Origin of the sequence: Streptomyces sp. NBC_00400 (assembly GCF_036048035.1) — a bacterium.
Taxonomy (GTDB): domain Bacteria; phylum Actinomycetota; class Actinomycetes; order Streptomycetales; family Streptomycetaceae; genus Streptomyces.
The window spans coordinates 6,205,505-6,223,723 of record NZ_CP107940.1 but is presented as its reverse complement, the minus strand read 5'-3'; the positions used below and the strand labels follow the sequence as shown (position 1 = coordinate 6,223,723).

Annotated in this window: 16 protein-coding genes and 1 riboswitch; of the genes, 4 read left to right on the top strand and 12 right to left on the bottom strand. The window is 70.9% G+C overall.

Annotated elements, in window-relative coordinates; all coding sequences use genetic code 11:
• Positions 1-63: 63 nt before the first annotated feature.
• The gene (locus tag OHS81_RS27230) at positions 64-1,206 is read right to left on the bottom strand and encodes a glycosyltransferase family 4 protein (protein ID WP_328387381.1); all 1,143 of its coding nucleotides are present in this window, start codon (positions 1,204-1,206) and stop codon (positions 64-66) included.
• A gap of 246 nt (positions 1,207-1,452) precedes the next feature.
• Here OHS81_RS27230 and OHS81_RS27225 point away from each other — a divergent pair, with 246 nt between their 5' ends.
• On the top strand, positions 1,453-2,775 hold the full coding sequence (locus OHS81_RS27225) for a glycosyltransferase 87 family protein (protein WP_328391446.1): 1,323 nt from the start codon (positions 1,453-1,455) through the stop codon (positions 2,773-2,775).
• A gap of 15 nt (positions 2,776-2,790) precedes the next feature.
• Here the strand turns inward: OHS81_RS27225 and OHS81_RS27220 are convergent, their stop codons facing one another.
• From OHS81_RS27220 to OHS81_RS27200, 5 genes are all read right to left on the bottom strand, one after another.
• Positions 2,791-4,176, bottom strand: a complete 1,386-nt coding sequence (locus OHS81_RS27220) for a hypothetical protein (RefSeq protein ID WP_328387379.1) — start codon at positions 4,174-4,176, stop codon at positions 2,791-2,793.
• 51 nt (positions 4,177-4,227) lie between these two features.
• Positions 4,228-5,286, bottom strand: a complete 1,059-nt coding sequence (locus tag OHS81_RS27215) for a C40 family peptidase (protein ID WP_328387376.1) — start codon at positions 5,284-5,286, stop codon at positions 4,228-4,230.
• Positions 5,287-5,587: 301 nt separating this feature from the next.
• Complete coding sequence (locus OHS81_RS27210; protein ID WP_328387374.1) at positions 5,588-6,613, bottom strand: C40 family peptidase; 1,026 nt, start codon at positions 6,611-6,613, stop codon at positions 5,588-5,590.
• A 304-nt stretch (positions 6,614-6,917) separates the two neighbouring features.
• On the bottom strand, positions 6,918-8,291 hold the full coding sequence (locus tag OHS81_RS27205; RefSeq protein WP_328387372.1) for an NYN domain-containing protein: 1,374 nt from the start codon (positions 8,289-8,291) through the stop codon (positions 6,918-6,920).
• An 18-nt stretch (positions 8,292-8,309) separates the two neighbouring features.
• Positions 8,310-8,549, bottom strand: a complete 240-nt coding sequence (locus tag OHS81_RS27200) for a hypothetical protein (RefSeq protein WP_030086623.1) — start codon at positions 8,547-8,549, stop codon at positions 8,310-8,312.
• Between the two features lie 293 nt (positions 8,550-8,842).
• Between OHS81_RS27200 and OHS81_RS27195 the strand changes: the two genes are divergently transcribed.
• The gene (locus OHS81_RS27195; protein WP_328387370.1) at positions 8,843-9,523 is read left to right on the top strand and encodes a rhomboid family intramembrane serine protease; all 681 of its coding nucleotides are present in this window, start codon (positions 8,843-8,845) and stop codon (positions 9,521-9,523) included.
• Complete coding sequence (locus OHS81_RS27190) at positions 9,520-9,801, top strand: Lrp/AsnC family transcriptional regulator (protein ID WP_086716532.1); 282 nt, start codon at positions 9,520-9,522, stop codon at positions 9,799-9,801. Before OHS81_RS27195 ends, OHS81_RS27190 begins: the two co-directional genes overlap by 4 nt.
• A gap of 560 nt (positions 9,802-10,361) precedes the next feature.
• On the opposite strand, the gene OHS81_RS27185 is transcribed toward OHS81_RS27190, so the two are convergent.
• The 6 genes from OHS81_RS27185 to ctaE form a co-directional block, all read right to left on the bottom strand.
• The gene (locus OHS81_RS27185) at positions 10,362-11,741 is read right to left on the bottom strand and encodes an aminotransferase class V-fold PLP-dependent enzyme (protein ID WP_328387367.1); all 1,380 of its coding nucleotides are present in this window, start codon (positions 11,739-11,741) and stop codon (positions 10,362-10,364) included.
• A gap of 182 nt (positions 11,742-11,923) precedes the next feature.
• A riboswitch (SAM riboswitch) is annotated at positions 11,924-12,041 on the bottom strand.
• A gap of 91 nt (positions 12,042-12,132) precedes the next feature.
• The gene (trpD, locus tag OHS81_RS27180) at positions 12,133-13,197 is read right to left on the bottom strand and encodes an anthranilate phosphoribosyltransferase (protein ID WP_328387365.1); all 1,065 of its coding nucleotides are present in this window, start codon (positions 13,195-13,197) and stop codon (positions 12,133-12,135) included.
• Positions 13,198-13,336: 139 nt separating this feature from the next.
• Entirely contained in the window at positions 13,337-14,974 is a 1,638-nt protein-coding gene (gene qcrB, locus OHS81_RS27175) for a cytochrome bc1 complex cytochrome b subunit (protein ID WP_328387363.1), read from the bottom strand.
• Positions 14,971-16,035 carry a cytochrome bc1 complex Rieske iron-sulfur subunit gene (gene qcrA / locus OHS81_RS27170; RefSeq protein ID WP_328387361.1) on the bottom strand — a complete coding sequence of 355 codons (1,065 nt, stop codon included), beginning with the start codon at positions 16,033-16,035 and terminating at the stop codon, positions 14,971-14,973. The genes qcrB and qcrA overlap by 4 nt, the downstream gene beginning before the upstream one ends.
• Positions 16,032-16,841, bottom strand: coding sequence for a cytochrome bc1 complex diheme cytochrome c subunit (gene qcrC, locus OHS81_RS27165; RefSeq protein ID WP_328387359.1), 810 nt, complete (start codon positions 16,839-16,841; stop codon positions 16,032-16,034). The genes qcrA and qcrC overlap by 4 nt, the downstream gene beginning before the upstream one ends.
• A gap of 77 nt (positions 16,842-16,918) precedes the next feature.
• Positions 16,919-17,539, bottom strand: coding sequence for an aa3-type cytochrome oxidase subunit III (gene ctaE, locus OHS81_RS27160; RefSeq protein ID WP_086717031.1), 621 nt, complete (start codon positions 17,537-17,539; stop codon positions 16,919-16,921).
• A gap of 264 nt (positions 17,540-17,803) precedes the next feature.
• Here ctaE and OHS81_RS27155 point away from each other — a divergent pair, with 264 nt between their 5' ends.
• Positions 17,804-18,205 (top strand): hypothetical protein, encoded by a 402-nt coding sequence (locus tag OHS81_RS27155; protein WP_328387356.1) that lies wholly within the window; start codon positions 17,804-17,806, stop codon positions 18,203-18,205.
• Positions 18,206-18,219 lie beyond the last annotated feature (14 nt).

The window sequence follows — 18,219 nt, the reverse complement described above, 5'->3', positions numbered from 1 at the left end:
CGATCCGCCCGCGCCGTGGCGCACCGGCCCGGCGGCCTGGGCGGATGCCCTCCGTGCGGTCCCCTAGAGCAGTTCCTTCAGCCGTTCCGCCAGCAGGTCCCAGCGCCACTTCTCCTCCACCCAGGCCCGGCCGCGTGCGCCCATGGTGCGGCGCAGGTCCGGGTCCTGGAGCAGGGTGATGATGCGGTCCGCGGTGGGGGCCGGGGAGCCGCCGGGGACGACCCAGCCCGTCTCGCCGTCCAGGACCGCGTCGGGGGCGCCGCCCGAGTCGCCCGCCACCACGGGGAGTCCGGTGGCGGAGGCCTCCAGGTAGACGATGCCCAGGCCTTCGACGTCCAGCCCGCCACGGCGGGTGCGGCAGGGCATCGCGAAGACGTCGCCGGCGCCGAAGTGGGCCGGCAGCTCCTCCCAGGGGACCGCGCCGGTGAAGCGCACCGCGTCCCCGACGCCCTTCTCCTGGGCCAGCGCGTGCAGCTCCTTCTCGTACGGGCCGCCGCCGACGATCAGCAGGACGGCATCGGGCACCGCCGAGACGATGGCCGGCATCGCCTCGATCAGGGTGTCCTGGCCCTTGCGCGGGACGAGCCGCGAGACGCAGACCACCACCGGCCGGCCGGCGAGCCCGAGCGCGGCCCGTACGGCGTCGCCCCCCGAGCCGGGGTGGAAGGTCTTCTCGTCCACACCGGGCGGGAGTTGGACCATCCGCCGCGCGGCCTGCGGGGTGAGCGCACCGGCGATCCGCGAGCGGGTGTACTCGCCGAGGTAGGTGAGCGTGTCGGTGCCCTCGCCGATCCGGCGCAGCAGCTGCCGGGCGGCCGGCAGCTGCGCCCAGCCCGCCTCGTGGCCGTGCGTGGTGGCCACGATGCGGCGGGCCCCGGCCGAGCGGAGCGCCGGCGCCATCAGGCCGAGCGGCGCCGCCGCGCCGAACCACACCGAGGAGCAGCCGTGTTCGCGCAGCAGCCCGGTGGCCCGGCGGGTCACCCTCGGGGTGGGCAGCAGCATCGTCGTACGGTCGCGCACCACCGGGAACGGCTGCTCGGCGTCGAAGGCGGCGGTGGCCGCAAGACCCTCGGCGCCGCGCTTCCAGGTCGAGGCGTAGACGACGACCTGGGAGGGGTCCAGGCGCAGCGCCATGCTGTGCAGGAAGGCCTGGATGCCGCCGGGCCGGGGCGGGAAGTCGTTCGTGACGATCAAGGTCTTGTGCACGATGGTCTCTCGGCGGTGTCTCGGCTGTCGGTCTCGGCGTTCGGTCTCGGCGGTTTCGGCCCGACAGTACCGGTCGGCGCCCGGCCGGGGGCGGCCCGCCCCGCCACGCCCCTCTCGTCTACGGTCGTGACCGGCCGCTACCGGCATCATGCAGAGGGCACGAGCGGTCCGCGGTGCACCGGGCACCGGGTCCGCGGTGCCGCGGGCGGCGCCGGAGGGCCACGGCCGAGGAGCGATGAGGTGACGATGAGCAGCATCAGCAGAGCGCGCGGGGTGTGGCTCCCGGTAGCGGCCTGGACCGTGACCCGGGCCGTGATCCTGCTGTGCGTCCTGAGGGTGCTGGTGCTGCCGGGACCGGATGTCACCACCGATGTCTCGGTGATCTATCAGAACTGGTCCGAGGTCCTGAAGACCGGCACCTTCCCGCTGGCCGATGTGACCTGGCAGTACCCGCCGGCCGCGGCGCTGGCGATCCTCTCCCCCGGTCTGCTGCCGTTCCTGGACTACGCCCCCGCCTTCTACACCCTGATCCTGGTCACGGACGCGGCGGCGCTGGCTCTCTTCCTGCGGGCCGGCCGGCGTCCCGGCCACCGCCCGGCGGGGGCCTGGGTGTGGATCGCGGGCGTGGCACTGCTGGGCCCGACCGCGTACGCCCGCTACGACCTGATGGTCGCCGCCGTCGCCGCCGCCGCACTGTTCGCGACCGCTCGCCGGCCACGGGTGGCGGGCGCCCTGGTCGCCTTCGGTGCGCTGCTGAAGGTCTGGCCGGTGCTGCTGCTGACGGGGGCGGCGGTGCGCGGGCGCCGGGCCCGCGCCCTGTGGTGGAGCGCGGCCGGCACCGCGGCCGGACTGACCCTGTTCTTCGTGGCCGCCGCACCGGGCGCGCTGGCCTTCCTCACCTTCCAGCGCGACCGCGGGACGGAGGTCGAATCGCTCGGCGCGCTGGTCTTCCATATCGCCCGGCAGTACGGGTGGGACGGGCAGGTGCTGCTGCACTACGGCTCGCTGGAATTCCTCGGCCCGGGCGTCCCGCTCGTCAGCACCCTGGCGCTCACCCTGAGCCTCGCCGCCGTGGGCTGGCTGTTCCTGTGGCGGCTGCGCGCCGGGGAGCCGGGCCCCACGACGCTGTGCGACGCCGCCTTCGCCGCCACCCTGCTGTTCACGACCACCAGCCGCGTGATCAGCCCGCAGTACATGCTCTGGCTGGTGGGGCTCGCCGCGGTGTGCGTGACGGTCCGGGCGGGCCGGCAGATGCTGCCGGCCGTGCTGGTCCTGCTGGCCACCGGGATCACCCAGCTGGAGTTCCCCGTCTGGTTCGCGCACATCGTGGCGAGCGATCTTCCGGCCGTCGTGCTGCTGGCCGTGCGCAACGGCCTGCTGGTCGCCGCGTCGCTGCTCGCCTGCCGCCGGCTGTGGGCCTCGACACGGGGCGGCGGGGCCGGGCGTACGGGGGCGGCCGGCGTGGTGCGCGCACGCCGGCCGGCCGGCGAGACCGCCGCCGCTCCCCCACGGCTCACGGGCTCCGCGCAGCAGACACCGGCGGACGGGTCGCCGTCGCCGGGACGCTGAGCCCGGCGGGCACCCTCACCGCCGCAACTGTGCCTTCACATAGGCCCGCCACTGCCGGGTGAACTCCGCGAGGCCGACGCCCAGTTGGGAGCGCAGGGCGCGGTCCGTCCGGTCGGCGCGGGCCGGCGGCCGGTGTCCGGGTCCTGCCGCCCGTGCGGCCGTACGGGAGGCCGCGGCGACCGCCGTGGCCGCCTCCATCGGCGCCCCCGCGCTCCCCGACGAGGCAGGGAGCGCGCCCTGGCCCGCCGCACGGTAGAAGGCGATCAGTCTGGCCTCGCCCCACTTGCCGGCGATCATCCGGCAGGCCAGCCAGCTGCCCTCGTAGGCCTTGGCCAGCCGGTCGGCGCCGGCCTTGAAGCCGAAGTCCGCGTCGGTCGGCAGATGGGCGGGGACCTTGCCCCGGGCGACGGCGCGGGTGAGTTCGGGGGCGGTGGTGTCGGGCTTGCGGTGGCTGCTCCGGTAGGCGACCCAGTCGGCGAAGCCCTCCGAGAGCCACAGCGGGGTCGCCGCCGTGGTGGCCGTGCGGGTGGCGACATGGGTGGTCTCGTGGGTGAGGACCACCGTGCGGCCCAGGTCGTTGAGCTCTTCGTAGGCTTCGGGGTTGACGATCACACGGTCCGCGGGCGCGGGCGTCGAGACGCCCGCCTCCCCCGTGGTGACCGCCGCGATCCCCGCGTACCCGGACGCATCGTCGCTGCCCATCAGCTGCGCCATCCGCTCGACCGAATCCGGCGCCTCCACCACGACCTTCCGCGACCACTTCCCCTTCCAGGCGGCCGATACCGCGGGCACCGCCCGGTCCACCCGGCGCGCCAGATCCTTCAGCCGCGCCAGATGCGCGGCGTCACCCAGGACCAGGCTGTACCGGCCGCGGACCAGCCGCACCGGGCCCTGGTCCCACAGCTGGCGGGTGCCGCTCTTGCCCGCCGGCGCGCCGTCGGTGTCGGAGGAGATCAGCCAGCGGCCGTCCCGCCGGGTCAGGGTGAGGTACTGGACGGCGTGCACCGGCGAGGTGTCATAGCCCTTGAAGCGGTAGCGCAGCTGGACCTTCGCGGCCAGGTGCGCGTCGGTCTCACCGGCCGCGAGCGGGAAGGCGCCGGTCGCGTCGAGCTCGTAGTGCCACTCGGCCAGCGGTACACCTGCCAGACGGTCGAACATCGTGCGCTGGCGGTCCCGGTAGCCGGTGGCCCGCGGGTCGACGGTGGCCAGGAAGCCCGCCGCGTCCCGCCGCTGGACGGCCCGCGCACGGGCGTCGAGCATCCGCTGGACGTCCGGGTAGCGGGCCGGGGTGGAGTTCGTGGGCGCACAGCCGGTCAGCGGGGCGAGCAGCCCGAGGAACAGGGCGGTACAGCCCGCCGCCCCGGCCCGCGGCAGCCGTCGCCTTGCCCACTGGTGTGACATGCGGACGATCGTAGATCCGCCCCGGCCGGGGCAAAAACGCTGCGCCCCGCCTCAGGGCCTGGTGAGGGACGAGATCGGCATCATCCCGACGGGGTCGTACCGCACCCGTGCCCCGGGATAGGGCGCGTGGACCACTTGGCCGTTGCCGACGTACATCCCGACATGACTGCCGTCCGAGCGGTAGATGACCAGGTCACCGGGCTGTGCTTGGCTGAGGGGCACCTGCCGGCCGGCGCCGCGCTGCGCCTGCGAGGTACGCGGGAGGGAGACGCCGGCCCGCCCGTAGGCCCATTGGGTGAGTCCGGAGCAGTCGAAGGCCGAGGGGCCGTTGCCTCCCCAGGAGTAGGGCCGGCCGACGGCGGCACGTACTGCGGCGACGGCCGCCGCGGCCCGCCCGGAGGCCGGTACCGCCCCGCGCAGGTCCGGTACCGCCTCATGCCGCCCGTCTCTCCGGGAGGCCCGGGCATAGGCCTCCTTGGCGTCCTTGGGGAGCGCGTTCAGCAGCCGCCGCGCCGTGGCCAGCTTGTGCTGGACGTCCTTCTTGTGGCGCGCGACCTCCTTGCGGCCGGCCTCCAGCTCCGCCAGCTTCCGTACCGTCTCCCTGCGCTGCTGCTCCAGGGAGCGCTGTGCGGCCCGCAGCCCGCGCAGCTCGCGGGCCTGTCCTGCGCCCAGCCGGTCGAGGGCGGAGGCCTTCTCCAGGTAGGTGTCGGGGCGTTCGGAGAGCATCAGCCGGACCGTGGGGTCCATCCCGCCGGCCCGGTACTGCGCGGCCGCCAGCGCGCCCAGCCTGCCGCGCATCCGGTTGACCCGCTCCTGGGCGCGGGCGGTGCGGTCCTGGAGGGCCGCCACCTGGCCGCGCAGCTTCTTGGTCCGTGCGTCCGCGCCGTTGAACTTCTCGGTGGCCCGCTCCGCCTGTTCGTAGAGACGGTCGACCCGCGAGGCCGCCGCGTCGTGGGCCGCGGTGCGGCCGGCGGCGGTGCGGCCGGCGGGGTCGGCAACGGCCTGCGGTGCCGACAGCGCGGCGGCCGCGGCCGTCAGGGCGGCCGACACCACGGTGACCTTGGCGAGGGTGGTCCGGCCTTGCTGCGAGGTACGGCGGTGGGACGCCACGAGAGCCGAACTCCTTCCGACGGGGGTACCCCCTGCTTGAGCGCAGCCGAGAGCTCGGGGGAAGCCCCTGCCGCCCCGGGAGGGCGGTCGGTGAACCGGAAGCTGCGAGGGCAGACAGTACGGCGCCGGTGCGATCCGGCCAAAGCCGCCTTTTCACCCGCAAAAAGCCGCCCCGCCGGTGACTGTGCAGGTCACCGGCGGGGCGGTAAGTCAGTGGCCGAGGCCACAATTCGCCCGTTCGGGCGGCAGGTTGAGAGGGTTGTGAGGCTTTTCAGACCCGCAGGTTTCAGACCCGCAGGTTTCAGACCCGCACGCCGAACGCGAACTCCATGTTGCTCATGGGCTCGTAGCGCACGGAGGCGCCGGGCTTCGGTGCGTGCAGCACCTGACCGTTGCCCGCATAGAGACCGATGTGGTGCAGGTCGCTGTAGAAGAGCACCAGATCGCCGGGCTTGAGGGCGCTCTGCGAGGCGATCCGGGTACCGGCGTTGGCCTGGGCCTGCGAGGTACGCGGCAGCGACTGGCCCGCCTGCTGGTAGGCCCAGGAGGTCAGACCCGAGCAGTCGAAGGACGACGGGCCGGTGGCGCCCCAGACGTACGGCGAACCTATCTTGGACTGGGCGGCGGCCAGGGCGGCCGCACCGCGCTGCGAGGCCGGCACGTCATCGCCGAGGTTGACCCGCGAGTTGCTGCGGTTGGCGCGGTTCTCCTCGGCCTGCATGGCCGCCCGCTCCTTGGCCGTCATCTTGTTGAGCAGCTGCTGCGCCTCGGCCAGCTTGCCCTTGATCTCGTCCTTCTTGTCACCGAGCGCCTTACGGGTCTCGGAGAGGTCCTTGATCTTGGCCGAGGCCTCCTCGCGCTCCTGGGCGAGCCGGCGCTGCTTGTCCGCGACGGTCTTGAGCTGGTCGGCCTGCTTGCCGCTCAACTGGTCGAGCGTGGCGGCCTTTTCGAGGTAGGTGTCCGGGTCGCCGGAGAGGAACAGCTGGACCGAGGGGTCGATGCTGCCGCTGCGGTACTGGCCGGAGGCGACGGCACCGAGGCCCTTGCGCATCTGGTTCAGGTCACCCTGACCGCGGGCGACCTTGTCCTGGAGGTCGTCGACCTCCTTCTGGAGCTTGTCCTGCTGCTCCTTGACCCCGTCGTACTTCTCGGTGGCCTGCTCGGCCTCGTTGTACAGCTTGTCGACCTCGGACTTGACGTCCTTCTTCGACTGATGGGGGTCGGCCTGGGCGGCCTGGGACGAAAGGGCGACGGCCGCCGCGGCGGTGGCGGTGAGCACGGTCACGCGAGTACGGCTCGGCTGCTTGGGTCGACGGTGGGACGCCACGGGGGCGAGCTCCTTCTTCCTCCAGCCGCCTACCGGGAAGTGGGGGGGGTGAGACCCCGGCTCCGCGTGAACGCCGCGGACTCGGCGGTACCTCCACGGTTCATCCCGGTTGGATGATCAGATTCATGAAGGTTCGGGCCTGACCTTAGTAACCGAGCTGTGATCGCTTCAAATCCTCAGGGAAAAATTCTGCGCCACAAGCCCCATCCTTTACCAACATCACACAGGCAGTGAGCGTCAATTGACACTCAGAGACGGATCGCCGGCGTTTTCCGGTGTTCCGGCGGCCGGAACGGGCAGCCTGTCAGGTCCGGGCAAGTCGCTTGAGGAGCAGGGCCGATGCCACCGGCCGCGCCCCGGCCTTCGCCACCCCGTCGGCCACCTCCCGGTCCGTGGAGACCACGACGACCGGACGGCCGGGCGGTTCGGCCCGAACCAGCTGACGAATCAACTCATCGGCCGTTACGCCCGGTTTGCTGAACAGGACCCGGACGCCGCGCGGCGGCGCGAGCAGCACCGGCGCCGCGAGCTCCGCACCGTCGAAGACACAGGTCATCTCCGCGCCGGTCTGCGCCGCCAGCACCGCGAGGCCGCCCAGCAGCCGCAGCCGCTGCTTGTCGAGCGGCATGGTCGGATAGCCGGTTTTGGTGACGTTGTAGCCATCCACCACCAAATGCGCCTGCGGCAGCGCCAGAAGCTGGTCGAGCAGCGCCGGGTCCATCTCCGACAGCGCCCGCGTCGCGATGTCCTTGGGCGTCATCCGTCCCGGCGCGACCGCCTCGACGGTGTCCGCCGGATGGACGCTGGCGGGCGGCAGCGCCAGCTCGCGGCGCAGCCCCTGCGCCGCGTCCAGGACCGTGTCCAGCAGCAGCCGCAGCCGCATGTCCTCGACGCTGCGGCCCTCACGGGCGGAGCGCCGGCTGGTCTCCAACGCCGTCTCCGCCTCGGCGATCCGGGCCTTGAGCCGGCGCACCTCACTGTCCGCCGCGGTCTTCTCCGTGGCCGCCCGGTCCCGCACGTCCGTCACGGCGGCCTCGGCCTTGCGCACCGCGGCCTCACCGCGCTTGACGTCGCTCAGCGCGCTGCGCAGCTTGCGCCGCAGGGACTCGTTCTCCTTGCGGACCGCATCCAGATCCACCCGGATCCGGTCGGCCTCCGTACGGGCCTCGCCGCGCGCCTGCGCCAGCTCCTCGCGCAGCCTGGCCAGCTCGCGTTCGGCCTCCTCGCCGGCCCGCTCGGCGCGCGCCCGCTGCGCCTCCTCACCGGCCGCCGCGACGAGCTTGACCCAGCCCTCGGGGCGCAGCACATAGGCGGCCGCCGCGACATCGAGCGGATCCGCGGCCGCGGGCGGGGTGCCGTGCTCCAGCGCCTCGGCGAGCTCCGACTGCGCCTCGCGCAGCTTGCCCGCGATCCGCTGCCGGAAGACCGCGTCGCTCTCCAGCGCCGCGGCCATCGCATTTCCGGCGAATTTGGCCCGACGAGTCGGGGTGAACCGGGCGTACTGCCGCAGCGGGGGCGGGAGTTCGGCGAGGGTCAGCGCGCCGAACGACTCCGCGGTGAGCGCCACGACCCGACGCCGTACGCCCTCGGGCAGCGGACGGTCGAGCACGTCGTCCGCCGCACTCTCGGGTGCGTCGTCACGCCGACCCCCCGGCTCCCCTTCTGGACGGTCCACCACGGCTGCATCGCTCCGATCTCAGGCGTTCGCGCCCGGGCGGTCGACCAGCTCGATCTGGTCGACCGCATTGCACCAGCGGCAGCGCACGGACTCGATGCTCTCACTCAGGACCTCGCGCTCCTCCACCGTCGGCGCCCCGGCCAGGTCCAGGTGGACGTACTCCACGACCTTGGACCGGCGCGTCACGTCGAACCGGGTGAGGTTGCCGCACAGCGTGCAGCGCCACCGGGTCCCGTCCGTCGGCAGGGGAACAGCCATCGTGTCGTCCTCTTTCGTGCTCATCGGTGTCGTGCTGCTGCGCGGTTCACGCGGTGCGCCGTCGGATCGCGGAAGTACGCAAAGTACTGCCCGTAACCCTACGGCCTGATGGGGGGCCGGTGCGGGCCCGCCCAGGTGCCGGGACGCGGCGAGGCACTCTGTCCTGATTGCCCGCATTGGGTCATGATCACCTCATGACGGCGCCGGCCCCTTCACCCCGTTCACCCCGCTCGTCCGGTCTCCTCCCCCGCCCTCCGCACCCCACCCGGTCGCTGGCCGCGGTGTTCTCGCGGATGACGAATGTGCTGATCGGCCTGTGCTGCGCGGTCTTCGTGATCGGCCCCGCCTCCGGCCTGAACCGGATATACGGCACCGGCGAGGCCCTGCTCAAGGCCCAGACCGCTTATTTCGAGCGGTGGGGCGTGATCCCACTGGAGCTGTGGAGCGGTTCGCTGCGGGCGCTGATCACCCCGCTCACCGCGTTATTCGTGCACGGCAGCTGGCTGCACCTGCTCGGCAACGTGCTGTTCCTGTACGTCTTCGGCGCCATGGCCGAGACACGTATGGGCAGGCTGCCGTTCACCGCCTTCTACCTCATCATCGGCTACCTGGCGCTGCTCGGCTACGCGGCCGCCCACGCCGCCTCGGGGCAGACACTGGTGGGCGCCTCCGGGTCGATCTCCGGAGTCCTCGGCGCCTTCCTCTTCCTGTTCCCCACGGCCCGGGTCACCAGCCTCTTCCCGTTCCTCTTCTTCCTGCCGCTGCGCTTCCCCGCCTGGATCGTGCTGCTGTTCTGGTTCTTCCTCCAGTGGCAGGCCGCGCAGGACGACCCCCGCGGTCCCGGCGTCGCCTACCTCGCCCATGTCATCGGCTTCACGCTCGGCTTCCTGTACGCCTGGGCCCGCTACCGGAGGGATAGTGTGGGGGCCACCAGGGGAGATGACCGGGCGACCGAGGGAGAGAGCCAGCCGTGATCACGTCGATCGTGCTCATCAAGACCAACGTGGACCAGATCCCGGAGATCGCCGAGAAGATCGCCGCGCTGGAAGGGGTCAGCGAGGTCTACTCGGTCACCGGCGCCCACGACCTGATCGCCATGGTGCGGGTCGCCGCCCACGACGACCTCGCGGACGTCATCCCCGGCCGCATCAGCAAGGTCCCCGGCGTCGCCTCCACCGAGACGCATATTGCGTTCCGCACGTATTCGCAGCATGACCTTGAGGCTGCCTTTGCGATTGGGCTCGACGCGTAGCGAGTGTCTTTTCCTGCGTTTTCGGCTTTCCCGCCGTGGGGGTTTCTCTTCTTTTCGCCTGCGGCGGGCCGGTTCGCTGCGCTTTGCCTCGGCCCGTTTTTGGCTTTCTCGCCATTGCGCCTGCGGCGGGCCGGTCCGCTGCGCGGGGCTGTCGGGGTGCGGTGACGGACCTCCGCGGGTGGGGTGCCGGACTGCTTCGCTTTACGTCCGGCACCCCACCCGCTCCGGCCCGTCCCCTCCCGTTGGGGGTGAGAAAAGGCCAGGTGGGGGTGCATCCAGGTGGTCTAGTGCGCCTCGTGATCCCATGAAAATGGGTTGCCCTGAATGACCAGTAGGGGCCGCACGGCTACAACCGTGGCCCGCCCCCACCCACGTTCACTTACTCACCCACGGGAGGGGACGGGCCGGAGGGGCCGGTGTGTGGGACGTAAAGCGAAGCAGTCCCACACACCGGCCCCGCAGGCCCGTCACCGCACCCACAGCCCCGCGCAGCGGACCTGGCCCGCCGCCAGGCGCAACGGCGAGAAACCACCACGGCGGGAAAGCCAAAAACGTGGGATTCAAACCGCGCTTCGCGCGGGAACGCAACGGCCGTCCTCCGTCTGGTAGTTCCAGCGGGCGCCGTTCGCGACCAGTTCCTTGACCGCTCGGACAAAGCGTTCGACGTGCTCATCCGGCGTGCCAACGCCCACGCTGACGCGGATGGCGTTCAGGGAGCGCTCGCCGGGGGCCGCCTCCGGGGCGCCGCACTCTCCCGGGTCCTGCGGTTCGCTGCCCAGGAGGGTGCGGACGAGGGGGTGCGCGCAGAACAGGCCGTCGCGGACGCCGATGCCGTACTCCGCCGACAGCGCCGCGGCGAAGTGCGAGCTGTTCCAGCCCTCGACGACGAAGGAGAAGACGCCCACCCGCGCCGCGTCCTCGCCGAAGAGCGAGAGCACGTTCACCTCGGGCACCTCGGCCAGGCCCTCCCGCACCCGGGTGATCAGCACCTGCTCGCGGGCGGCCAGGTCCTCGAAACCGGCCTCGGTCAGGGCCTGGCAGGCCGAGGCGATGGCGTAGGCGCCGATGACGTTGGGCGAACCGGCCTCGTGACGGGCGGCGGTGGTGTGCCACTCGACGTCCACCCCGCCGTCCGTGCGCCGGGAGACCTTGCGGCTGGCGCCGCCGCCGGCCAGATACGGGGCGGCGTCCTGCAGCCAGTCCGCGCGGCCGGCCAGCACACCGGCGCCGAACGGGGCGTACAGCTTGTGGCCGGAGAAGGCGACCCAGTCGACGTCCAGCTCCGCGATGTCCACGGGGTGATGCGGGACGAGCTGAGCCGCGTCCAGCACGATCCGCGCACCGTGCGCGTGCGCGGCGGCCGCCAGCTCCCGCACCGGCCACAGCTCACCGGTCACGTTCGACGCACCGGTCACACAGACCAGCGCCGGGCCGTAGGGGTCGCGCTCGGCCAGCGCCTTCTCCAGGGTGTCCACCGCCTGCTGCGGGGTGCGCGGCGCGTTGAGGTAGGTCACGGTGACGTCCGCGCGCTGCTCCCACGGCAGCAGCGAGGCGTGGTGCTCGGTCTCGAAGACGAACACCCGGGTGTTCTCGGGGAGTACCGCCGCGAGGAGGTTCAGCGAGTCCGTGGTCGAGCGAGTGAAGACCACCTGATCCTCGTCTCCGCACCCCAGGAACTCCGCGATGGTCCGGCGGCTGTTCTCGAAGAGGTCGGTGGAGAGCTGCGAGAGGTACCCGGCGCCGCGGTGCACGCTGCCGTAGTACGGGGCGTAGGCCGCCACGTCGTCCCAGACCCGCTGCAGCGCGGGGGCGCTGGCGGCGTAGTCCAGCGCGGCGTAGTCGACCTCGCCGCCGGTCACCAGCGGGACGCGGACGTCCCGGCCGAGGACGGGCAGCGGGGCACAGACGGAGCGGTCGGCGGCAACGGCGGAAACGGACATGGCGAACTCCCGTAAGAAGTAAGTGAATTCGCTGCGGGGCGGAACGCGTCAGGTGCGCGCACAGCGCACGGCAGGACGCCGCAGCGGAAAGGAAAAAGGGATGCGGAAAAGGGGCCGTCGAGCCCTATCGCATTCGCTGATTCACGGAAGTTCTCCCTCGGGGACCAGGATCCCTGGCGAGGGATCCGCGCTTGCCGCAGACCTCGCTGCCTACGGCCTGGTCATCACCCGGGGCACCCCGCCACGGAAGGAGGGTTGCCGGACAGCGGGCCGGGGCCTGCATCGCTGTCACTCGTGACCTGCGCAGAATCATGCCATACGGGCAACATCACGCAAGCCCCGGTCCGGATGGCGGAACGGGGCTTGCGTCACACTCTGTGTCACCGGGCGCTCAGGTGTTGCTGGCGGTCACCCAGCGCTCCAGGGCCTGCCGCGCCGCCCCCGAGTCGATCGCGGCGGCGGCTTTGTCGATACCGGCCCGGATCTGCTCGGCCAGCGGGGCGTCGGAGGGCTCCAGCGCGACCAGCGCCGCCGCGGAGTTCAGCAGCACCGCATCGCGCACCGGGCCGGTCTCCCCGTCCAGCAGCCGGCGGGCCACCTCCGCGTTGTACGACGCGTCCGCGCCGCGCAGCGCCTCCACCGGCACCAGGTCGATGCCCACGTCCCGCGGGTCGAAGGACTCCTCGCGCACCGTGCCGTCCCGGACGATCCAGACCCGGGAGGTCGCGGTGGTGGTCAGCTCGTCCAGGCCGTCGTCACCGCGGAAGACCAGCGCCGACGAGCCGCGCTCGGCGAGCACCCCGGCCAGGATCGGCGCCATCCGGGCGTCCGCGACCCCGGTCGCCTGGGCGCGGACCTTCGCGGGGTTGGTCAGTGGGCCCAGCACGTTGAACGTCGTCCGGATGCCGAGCTGGCCCCGGGCGTTGGCGACGTGCCGCAGCGCGGGGTGGAACTTCACCGCGAAGCAGAAGGTGATGCCCGCTTCTCGGGCGACCTCGGTGACCCGCTGCGGGGTGAGGTCGAGATTGACGCCGAGCTTCTCCAGCACGTCGGAGGCGCCGCTGGCCGAGGAGGCCGCGCGGTTGCCGTGCTTGACGACCTTCGCTCCGGTGCCGGCCACCACGATCGAGGACATCGTGGAGATGTTGACCGTCTTGGCGCCGTCGCCGCCGGTGCCGACGATGTCCACGCTCGGTCCCGGCACCTCGATCAGCCGGGCGTGCTCGTACATGGTCCGGACGAGCCCGGAGATCTCGGCGACGGTCTCGCCCTTGGCCCGCAGCGCCACCGCGAAACCGGCGATCTGGGCGTCGCCGGCCTCGCCCCGCATGATCCGGTCCATCGCCCAAGCGGTGTCCTCCGCGGCGAGGTCCCGGCCGTCGAGCAGGGCGTTGAGGATGCCCGGCCAGGTGTGGGCCGCCACGCTGTCGCCGCCGAGGGGGGTCGCAACGTTCATGGTCCACACTCCTGATTTGTCTCCTGCTTGTGCGTTCACCCTATCGAGCCGCCGGGCAGGCCGGAGGGCCCCGTCCGATCAACGGACGGGGCCCTCTGGGTGGCGTGCTCCTACGGTGCGCCATGAGGCGCCGAGGTGATCAGTGGTGGCCGTGGCCGCTGGTGATCTCCTTGTACTCCTCGACCGTGGGCTTGGCGATGACGTTGTCCTCGCCGTAGTAGGTCTTGGAGAGCTTGGCCCGCAGCTTCTGCGAGCGCGACACCTTGCGTGCCACACCGTTCTCGTCGACCTCGGGGCCGAGCTCGAGCGGCGTGGGCTGCTCGTGCTGGGTGAGCACGTGCAGCTGCTCCTGGTCGAGCGGCTCGTGGACCTCGATGAACTCACCGTGCGGCAGGCGCTTGATGATGCCGGACTCGCGGCCGTGCAGCACCTTGTCCTTGTCGCGGCGCTGCAGACCCAGGCAGATCCGCTTGGTGGCGATGAAGGCCAGCACCGGCCCGACGAAGAACGCGATCCGGACGAACCAGGTGATCGAGTTGATCGACAGGTGGAAGTGGGTGGCCCACAGGTCGTTGCCGCCACCGATCAGCATCACGAAGTACGCGACCAGCCAGGCCACACCGAAGCCGGTACGGGTCGGGACGTTGCGCGGGCGGTCCAGGATGTGGTGCTCGCGCTTGTCACCGCGGACCCAGGACTCGACGAACGGGTAGACCGCGATCGCGACCAGGACCAGCGGGAAGACCAGGATCGGGATCAGCACGCCCAGGTTGAGGGTGTGGCCCCAGAAGTTCCACTCCCAGCCCGGCATGACACGCACCAGACCCTCGGCGAAGCCCATGTACCAGTCGGGCTGGGCGCCGGTGGACACCTGGTCGGGGCGGTAGGGGCCGATGGCCCACACCGGGTTGATGCTGGCGATCGCGGCGATCGCGGCGATCACACCGAAGACCAGGAAGAAGAAGCCTCCGGCCTTGGCCATGTAGACCGGCAGCAGCGGCATGCCCACGACGTTGTTGTTGGTCTTGCCGGCACCCGGGAACTGGGTGTGCTTGTGGTAGAAGACCAGGATCAGGTGCGCCACCAGCAGGCCGAGCATGATGCCCGGCAGCAGCAGGACGTGCACCGTGAAGAACCGCGGGATGATGTCGTGCCCCGGGAACTCCCCGCCGAAGATGAAGAACTGCAGGTACGAACCGACCAGCGGCATCGCCAGGATGACGCCCTCGATGAACCGCACGCCGGTGCCGGAGAGCAGGTCGTCGGGGAGCGAGTAGCCGGTGAAGCCGGTGAACATGCCCAGCACGAACAGCAGGAAGCCGAACAGCCAGTTGACCTCGCGCGGCTTGCGGAAGGCACCGGTGAAGAACACCCGCATCATGTGGACCATCATCGCGGCCAGGAAGACCAGCGCGGCCCAGTGGTGGATCTGGCGGATGAGCAGGCCGCCGCGCACGTCGAAGCTGATGTCCAGCGTCGACTCGAAGGCCTGGGTCATCCGGATTCCCTGCATGGGCACATAGGAACCGTGATAGGTCACCTCGGCCATGCTCGGGTGGAAGAACAGCGTCAGGTAGACACCGGTCAGGATGATGATGATGAAGCTGTAGAGCGCGACCTCACCCAGCATGAAGGACCAGTGGTCCGGGAAGATCTTGCGCATGTTGGACTTGGCGAGGCTGTAGATGCCCAGCCGTCCGTCCGCCCAGTCCGCGATCCGCTCGCCCCGTGGCGCCGGGCCACGGCGTGTGCTGGTCGCGGTTGTCTCGTTACTCATCCGCGCTCCCAGAAGCTCGGGCCGACGGGCTCCTCGAAGCCGTTTGCGGCCTCCAGGAAGCCGTCCTTCTCCGTGATGTGCAGCTGCGGCAGGGCGTGTCCGGCCGGACCGAAGATCACCCGACCACCGTCAGAGAGGTCGAACGTGGACTGGTGGCACGGGCAGAGCACGTGGTGCGTCTGCTGCTCGTACAGGCTGATCGGGCAACCCACGTGGGTGCAGATCTTCGAGTACGCCACGATGCCCTCGTGCGACCAGGAGAGTTCGTGCTTGTCCTTGATGTCCTGCGGCTGGATCCGCACGAGCATCAGGGCGTCCTTGGCGATCTTCTCGGCGAACTCCTCGTCGTTCTCCTCCAGGCCCTCGGGCTTGGCGAACGTCAGGGAGCCGACCGCGATGTCCTCCGGACGCAGCGGGAGGTTGGTGGACTGGTTGACGAGCCGGACGCCCTTCTTCCAGTTCGTGGTGCGCAGCTTGTTCCCGGGCAGCGGGCCGAGGTCGCGCAGCAGGACGACACCGGAGAGCGGCACCAGGGCCAGCGCACCGAACATCGTGTTGCGGACCAGCTTGCGGCGACCGATCTGCGACTCCTTGGCACCCGCCGCGAAGTCCGCCATGACCTTGGCCTTGACGTCGGGCGCGGCCTCGATCGGGTGACGCTCGTCGGCGACCTCCTCGTCCGACATCAGCGTGCGGGCCCAGTGGACCGCACCGGCGCCGATGCAGAAGAGCGCCGCGCCGAGGGTCAGACCGAGCGCGAAGTTCAGCGCGCTGATGTGACCGATCGGCCAGATGAAGACGATCTTGTCGATCGGGATCGCCACATAGGAGGCGATGAAGGCGACCGTCGCCACCATCGACACCACGAAGAGCAGCGCCACGGTGCGCTCGGAGCGCCTGGCGGCCCGCTCGTCGATGTCCTGGGCGCGGTGCTCGTGGGGCGGCAGGCCCGGGTCGGCGAACGGGTTCTCCGCCGTGGCCACCGCGCCTTCGTGAGCCGTCTCCCGCTCAGTGGGAAGGGTTTCTTCTGGCACGTCTTCGTGTCGTCCAGTCTCGCTCATGACTTCTTGGCCTTCGTAGTCCGGGCTGCGACCCAGATGGCGACCGCGATCAGTGCGCCCAGGCCGAAGATGTAGCCGAAGAGACCCTCACTGACCGGACCGAGACCGCCGAGGTCGAGGCCGCCGGGGCTCTCGGATGCATCGCCGTTGACGGCGCCGAGGTACGCGATGATGTCCTTCTTGTTCTCCTTCGACAGCGAGCCGTCACCGAAGGAGGGCATGTTCTGCGGGCCGGTCTCCATGGCCTCGTAGATGTGCTTCGGGTCCACGCCTTCGAGCGTCGGTGCGAACTTGCCGTCGGTCAGGGCGCCGCCCTTGCCGGTGAAGTTGTGGCACTGCGCGCAGTTGGTGCGGAACAGCTCGCCGCCCTTGCCGATGTCGGCACCGTCGGCGCTGTACTGCTCCTTGGACGGCACGCTCGGGCCGGGGCCCAGCGACGCGACGTAGGCCGCGAGCTGGTCGATCTGGGCGTTGGTGTAGATGTTCTTCTTCCGCGGCACCTGGGCGCCGGGCTGCTGGGCCGGCATCCGGCCGGTGCCCACCTGGAAGTCCACGGCTGCGGCGCCCACGCCGACCAGGCTCGGGCCGTCGGAGGTGCCCTGACCGCCGGTGCCGTGGCAGCTGGCGCAGCCCACGGCGAAGAGCTTCTTGCCCTCCTTGACGGCAAGAGACTGGGCGGTGTCATCGGCCTGAGCCTTGTCCGCCGGCGCGAACGCGGCGTACAGCCCCCCAGTGACCGCCAGCGCGAAGAGTAGGACGACGAGCGCCGCCAGCGGATGGCGCCGTCGTGCGGAGAGCTTTTTCACGGATTACCCCGGTGTCAGGATCTTCTGCGTCGATGCTTTGGCTATGTCTGTCTGATATGCGGTACCGGTCGGACCGGTTACCGGATCAGGTAGATCGTGGCGAAGAGGCCGATCCAGACGACATCGACGAAGTGCCAGTAGTAGGACACGACGATGGCCGCGGTGGCCTGCGTGTGGGTGAACCTCTTGGCCGCGTACGTCCTGCCCAGGACCAGCAGGAAGGCGATCAGACCGCCCGTCACGTGCAGTCCGTGGAAGCCGGTGGTCAGGTAGAACACCGAGCCGTACGGGCCGGACGAGAGCGACAGGCCCTCGTGCTTGACCAGCTCCGTGTACTCGAAGACCTGACCGCCGATGAAGATCGCACCCATGATGAAGGTGACCACGAACCAGGCCCGGAGCTTCTTGACGTCGCCCCGCTCGGCCGCGAAAACGCCGAGCTGGCAGGTCAGAGAGCTGAGCACCAGGATCGTGGTGTTGGTCGCGGAGAACGGAAGATTCAGCGCACTGGCGGATTCCTTCCAATACTCGGATCCGGTCACCGAACGAAGGGTGAAGTACATCGCGAAGAGGGCCGCGAAGAACATCAGCTCGGAACTCAGCCAGATGATGGTTCCGACGCTGGTGAGGTTCGGCCGATTGACCGACGGGTGCGCGTGCCCGGTTTCTACTGTCGTTGCTGTCGCCACGACCGACATTATGTCGGTCGCTTATCCCGCCCTCACTCCGGGGGGTGCCGTTCGGTGTGTCAAGGACGTATGCCCTGCTCGTACGGCCCAATTCCGGAGGTCGCCCGAAGGGGGGACGCACCGGGTGGCCCGCCGCCCGCCGGCCCGTCCCGGGCCGGTCCTGACGGCCCGTCGGGCAGATCTTGGATCCGCTCAACCCCTCCTGCGGACACCCGCCGCGGGAGTAGCATCCGCCCCACCCGATGCTGTGCCGCTACGAAGCGTGGAGGAACGATGCAGGCGACTGCCACGGTGCTGGTCTACAGCGACAACGCAGGCACCCGCGAGCAGGTCCGGCTGGCGGCCGGCCGGCGCCCCGCCGCCGATGCCCCGCAGATCGAGATCCTGGAGTGCGCCACCGCGCCCGCCGTCCTCACGGCCCTGGAGCAGGGCGGTATCGACGTCTGCGTGCTGGACGGCGAGACCGCACCCGCGGGCGGGATGGGCGTCTGCCGGCAGATCAAGGACGAGATCTTCCGGTGCCCGCCGGTGCTGCTGCTGATCGGCCGCCCCCAGGACGCCTGGCTGGCGACCTGGAGCCGTGCGGATGCCGCGGTGACGCATCCGCTGGACCCGGTGGCCTTCGCGGACGCCCTGGCCGGCCTGCTGCGCCGCAGGAACCTCGTACAGGCCTGAGCGGCCGCCGGGCC